Origin of the sequence: Acetobacterium sp. (assembly GCF_041752335.1) — a bacterium.
In the GTDB taxonomy this organism is placed as follows: domain Bacteria; phylum Bacillota; class Clostridia; order Eubacteriales; family Eubacteriaceae; genus Acetobacterium.
The window spans coordinates 1-5091 of record NZ_JBGSHG010000129.1; the positions used below are offsets into that span (position 1 = coordinate 1).

Annotated in this window: 4 protein-coding genes and 1 pseudogene; 1 reads left to right on the forward strand and 4 read right to left on the reverse strand. The window is 40.2% G+C overall.

Annotation, left to right across the window (positions count from 1 at the left end):
- Positions 1-221 precede the first annotated feature (221 nt).
- Positions 222-1616, reverse strand: coding sequence for an SLC13 family permease (locus tag ACEW8F_RS16095; RefSeq protein ID WP_373484486.1), 1395 nt, complete (start codon positions 1614-1616; stop codon positions 222-224).
- Positions 1617-1771: 155 nt separating this feature from the next.
- Positions 1772-3166, reverse strand: coding sequence for an MFS transporter (locus tag ACEW8F_RS16100; RefSeq protein ID WP_373484487.1), 1395 nt, complete (start codon positions 3164-3166; stop codon positions 1772-1774).
- Positions 3167-3449: 283 nt separating this feature from the next.
- Between ACEW8F_RS16100 and ACEW8F_RS16105 the strand changes: the two genes are divergently transcribed.
- On the forward strand, positions 3450-4106 hold the full coding sequence (locus ACEW8F_RS16105) for a TetR/AcrR family transcriptional regulator (RefSeq protein ID WP_373484488.1): 657 nt from the start codon (positions 3450-3452) through the stop codon (positions 4104-4106).
- 48 nt (positions 4107-4154) lie between these two features.
- Here ACEW8F_RS16105 and ACEW8F_RS16110 read toward each other — a convergent pair whose 3' ends face one another.
- Both ACEW8F_RS16110 and tuf read right to left on the reverse strand, forming a co-directional pair.
- Positions 4155-4412, reverse strand: a complete 258-nt coding sequence (locus ACEW8F_RS16110) for a hypothetical protein (RefSeq protein WP_373484489.1) — start codon at positions 4410-4412, stop codon at positions 4155-4157.
- A gap of 312 nt (positions 4413-4724) precedes the next feature.
- Positions 4725-5091: pseudogene (gene tuf, locus ACEW8F_RS16115) on the reverse strand (elongation factor Tu); the annotation flags it as partial.

Below are 5091 nucleotides of genomic sequence, written 5' to 3' on the forward strand. Positions count from 1 at the left end.
GTCAGACCGGAAGTTTGCCGCCGGCTTCCTTCAGATTCCCCGTCGCCGGGGACACCCTTGCCTTAAGCTATGCACTTGGCACTACCTACCCGTGCTCGGGACTTTCACCCGTTAGATTGCGCCCATGCCGGGCGCACCATATAAAAAAGAGAAACCTGCGGGCTTCTCTTTTTTTATTACAAACGCTATTTATTAATGCTGTTATGATGACGCTATTATTCTTATGCCAGTCCGATAAACTTACCTGCAATCGGCAGCCAGAGTGTGGCTAGACCAATAAAAGCCAATTGGAGCCAGATGGTGGCCTTGGGCATATCAGTCATCTTATAATAGCCAGCAGTATAGGTGATCAATGGAATAGTATCAATAGGGAATAAATAACAGTTTCCGGCACATAGTCCCAATGTAATGATCAACAGCGCCGGATTGATGCCCGTGGTTGCTGCCAGACTGATAATGACCGGAGTCAGAACGCCAATTAAAGCCGGAGCCACCGGAACAATCAGCATAATAATAAAACTCAGAACTGCTACAAAGAAAACGCCTTGCATGATTGAAAATGACAATGATGATGGCAGGATATAGGTTACAAACCACTCACTGACACCGTTTGCAACAATTGTGTTGGCAATACATAAAACCGTCCCAATTAAGATAAATGAAGTCCAGCTCACCGCTTTCATGTAGCGATCCCAGGTGAGGATCTTAATGCCCGGCAAAAAGAAACTGACACAGCCAAATAAGGCGACGACAGTCACTTCAATGGCCGGAATGAATGAGCTGAGAAGCCAGAATATAATCATCCCTGAACCGATGAGAATGACTTTAATCTCTCTGCTGCCCACTTTCTCCTTAACTTCAATTGTAGTCATATATGCTTTAATTTCAGTTTCTGCGATTTCAGCAGGGGGATATATTTTTGTTAGAACAAACCACGCCAGCGGTACCATTATTAGCACTATGGGAATACTGCAGACCATCCATTGAATAAAGGTAATCTGGATACCCGCCAGATTCTGCAACAGACCAATGGTCAGAATATTGATTCCACTACCTGCTGGGGTCATCAGTCCACCCAACATCACCGCAATGGGAATTCCCATCATCAGTGATTTGGCCGTTTGCTTGCGATCTGCTTCGTTATTGAAAAGTTTGAGAAAACTGGCACCGATTCCCATAAATACAACTACTGATGGCACATCCGTGACGATGGAAGAGACAATGGCTCCGGCCACCATAATTGCCAAAACGCAGGTTTTGACATCTTTGCCAAATTTTTTTAGCAGAGCATGCAAGATCCGTTGGACAATCGGCGTGGAAGTCACCGCCTCTGCCATCCCGAATGACGCCAAGACAAAAAATAAGATCGTGTTGGTAAATCCGCTCAGTCCGACGGTCAGATTTTTGGTAACCCCGAGTGTTGGTAATAATGCCAGACACAAGAAACAAATAACCCCAACCGGAAGCGCCTCAGTAATTAACATAATTAAGAAGAACAGTAGCAAGCCAATGGTTATCAGTCCTTTATCTGTCAGACCCATTGGTATGGGTAGAAAAAAAACGACTATCAGCACGGCAATGCTGATGATCAATCCGAATATTTGTTTTTTATTCATAATCCACCTCAATCGTAGTTTAAAGATGATAGTTATTCTGTAATAGCCAACATTATCGCTATTCATCTCATGAAACAAATAAGAAGCCTATCAATTGATTTGAATATGGCTTCTTATTTTTATGTAATTATTATAATGTCATCTTCTTACGTCTACTATTCTGTTATTTTATTTCTGGCATTTATTTCAGCCTGATATTGTGTTACTTTTTCTCTGGTTAAACGGTAGCCAAAGGTTAACAGAACCGCACCGGCCAGAACCGTAGCACCAGGAATTGTACAGAATAAAGTGGTAATACCAGCTTTTAATTCTGGTGTGGCAGTAGCCGGATCCATTTTTGCAACAAAGCCTACCGATGCCAGCATGGCTGGAATGATTAAACCTTTGATGAAGATAGCAAGTTTCAATGGTAAATTCGATAATCCCATAACCCAGCTTGATGCTGCTTTTCCTGTTTTCCATTCGCTGTAGATCGATGCATCACCATATAAAGCAACCATCAATGCATAAAGGAATCCTAGGAAGAACTGCGCACAGGAAAGGACAACCAGAACCATTGTGATATTTCCAACGACGAATTGACAACCAATTAAGAAAACGCCCAAACCGTAACAGCCAATCAGTGCGGCTGTTCGTGTTGACAGTTTTGCAGCAACATACTTGCTTGAATATGAACCAATTACCGCCATAATATTGGCTACCAGCAAGTATACACTAAACATTGCAACGTCGTTTGCTACATAGGTAAAGAAGTATACTGCCGAACCGGCACAGACAAAGTTAACTGTCCAACGTGCGACATCTGCTAAAAGCAACACTAACAAATGTGGGTTCTGAACCAATGATCTAGCCATATCGCCAATGGATATTTTTTCTTTTTTTGCAGTATTCGTATTTGCAGCAGCATCTTCATATGTTACTTCATATCCACTTGTCAGTTTGAAGTGAATGAAATAGCCTAACCAATAAACACATGCCATTGCGAATGCCGAAATAGTGAACCCAAGCACAGGGTTTTTGACTAATTCACCAACCCATAAAATAGTGGCTAAGCCCATTGCGGAGAAAATAATTTTCCCAACATTTGCATAAGCGCCGCGTGTTGCGGATAATTGTGTTCGGTCTTCTGGTGTTGTTGATATTGTTGGAATTAATGCTATATTAGCAACGTACGAGAAGTTCCAAGCCACATGTGAAGTAATGAAAGCGACACAAATGATGACGATTGGTACGATTCCAGTGCCAATAACCGTAAACATCATCGTATAGAGAACCACGACAATTGGTGGTATTACCAACAAATACGATCTGTATTTTCCCCATTTCATTGGTTTAAGAGCATCAATAAATCCGCCATAGAAAGGTGATAATACCATATCTACTGTACTTGTTAAGGTCATAATTATTGCAGTTGTTCCCAAATCAAATTTTGCAATGTTTGTTAAGAAATATGCAAAATAAAAAACTTCGACATTCGACATCAGAGTAAAACCAAGATCTCCGATACCAAAGAATTTCTTAAGCCCTGAACTTAAGGGTTTTTTTTCCATAAAAGAGCCTCCTCAGATTTTTTTAATGGTCGACCAAAGTAAAATTTCCGGATTTTTACCTTCGTCATTTTTGATCTTACAGTAATATTACTAAGACTTACTAAAATAGTAACCCTTTACATTGTATTTGTCAAGCATTTTTTAATAAATCGCAGCTCTTTTACTGTTTTTTTAGTAATTTCTATTATATTATTTTTTTATTTCATGATTTTATCAATTTTCCTTGTTAATTCTCTCACTTAATGCTAAAATTGCTATGCTAATTGTTTTAAGGAGATTACTAATGCGAAAAATGACTAAAGGCGAGATGACCAAAGAACGCATCTACAAGAGCGCCAAAGAACTTTTTTATAATCAGGGCTACAACACCACGACGATTCAACAAATCGCCGATCATTCTGAGACAACTTTAGGTTCCATGACCTATCATTTTGCAACAAAAGATACCTTTATTGCGAGAATTTTTGATGACTATCTCGATTCGATCCACGAATCGCTCAAAGAAAAACTGATTGGATATAAACCCATCAATGCCTTCGAAAAACATTTCTATCTAACCATGGTCTGGTATCATCATCTCCTGAGTGACCCGCGTGTCAATAAATTTTATTATGAAATTTCTCAAAATGATTCACTGTATCCTTTTCTGCATGGAAAAATGGGAGAAATTTATCATGACTTTGTCAGAGATTATAATTTGCGTATCCGTCCGATTGAATTCGATGCCCTGCTGATCGCCGATTTCGGGGCACGACGCGAACTGACACGAGCTTTTTGCGAAACTAGGATCAAAATGCCGGTGGAAGATTTTTCTATTCTTATTATTACAAATACGGCCCGATGTTTGGGTATTCCTGCCAAATCAATCTATCGTGTCAGCTATGAAGCCTTACTGTTTTTTCGGGAACATGATTTTTCAGAAATTAAATTACTGATCTAAAAAAGGTCTATTCAGAAATCATCTGAATAGACCTTTTTATTTGTTATTCTATTTTGCCTTAAAGGTAATAATCACACCTTCGGTGACGCTGTTTGCCCAGCTGCCATCGCTTGAAAAAACGATATGCTGCCCTTGAACAATAGGCACAATCGATGCCAGGTCGTAGCCTTTCTCATCATAATTATTACAGAGATCTTCAATTTCCTGAGCTAATTCGACCGTTTTACATTTTCTGAAGCCCTTATTATAGTCATTTCCAACCGAATCTACTTTATCACTGATGGTCACGCTGATATATTTTTTCATTTACTTTTTCCCCCAACAAAATTTATAGTTCTATTGTATCATAATTGCGAAATAAGTTCGAATGAAGTTTTTCAAATCACCATTTTTACGCGAACCAAGATTCCGCTCCGCTTCATCTTGGTTCGCGGGCAGTCGCCAACTGCAAGCGAGCTTGCGATTGGCTCGTTGCCTTCACGCAAAAAACCGCCTCTATGGGAGAGGCGGCAAAAATTGACTGATACTTGTTATTTGCCTTACGCTATCGAACTGATCAAACAGCATCGCTCAAATATCAATTTGTTTTCTTATTTTTATATTTTGCGAAGCAAAATATTAATCAGCTAACATTTTGGCTACAACACCAGAACCAACGGTACGGCCGCCTTCACGAATCGCGAAACGTAAACCTTCTTCGATCGCGATTGGAGTGATCAGAGTGATTTCCATTTGCACGTTATCGCCAGGCATTACCATTTCTACGCCTTCTGGTAATTTGATGATACCAGTTACGTCAGTTGTTCTGAAGTAGAACTGTGGTCGGTATCCGTCGAAGAATGGAGTATGACGTCCGCCTTCTTCTTTGGTTAAGACATATACTTCTGATGAGTAGTGGGTATGTGGTTTGATGGAACCTGGCTTAGCCAGTACCTGACCACGTTCGATTTGAGTCCGGTCAACACCACGTAATAATGCCCCAACG

What these genes read in the sequence shown, in the direction of transcription:
- ACEW8F_RS16105 (WP_373484488.1), top strand. Translation starts at nt 3,450, where the DNA reads ATGCGAAAAATGACTAAAGGCGAGATGACCAAAGAACGCATCTACAAG.
- ACEW8F_RS16110 (WP_373484489.1), bottom strand. Translation starts at nt 4,412, where the DNA reads ATGAAAAAATATATCAGCGTGACCATCAGTGATAAAGTAGATTCGGTT.
- ACEW8F_RS16100 (WP_373484487.1), bottom strand. Translation starts at nt 3,166, where the DNA reads ATGGAAAAAAAACCCTTAAGTTCAGGGCTTAAGAAATTCTTTGGTATC.
- ACEW8F_RS16095 (WP_373484486.1), bottom strand. Translation starts at nt 1,616, where the DNA reads ATGAATAAAAAACAAATATTCGGATTGATCATCAGCATTGCCGTGCTG.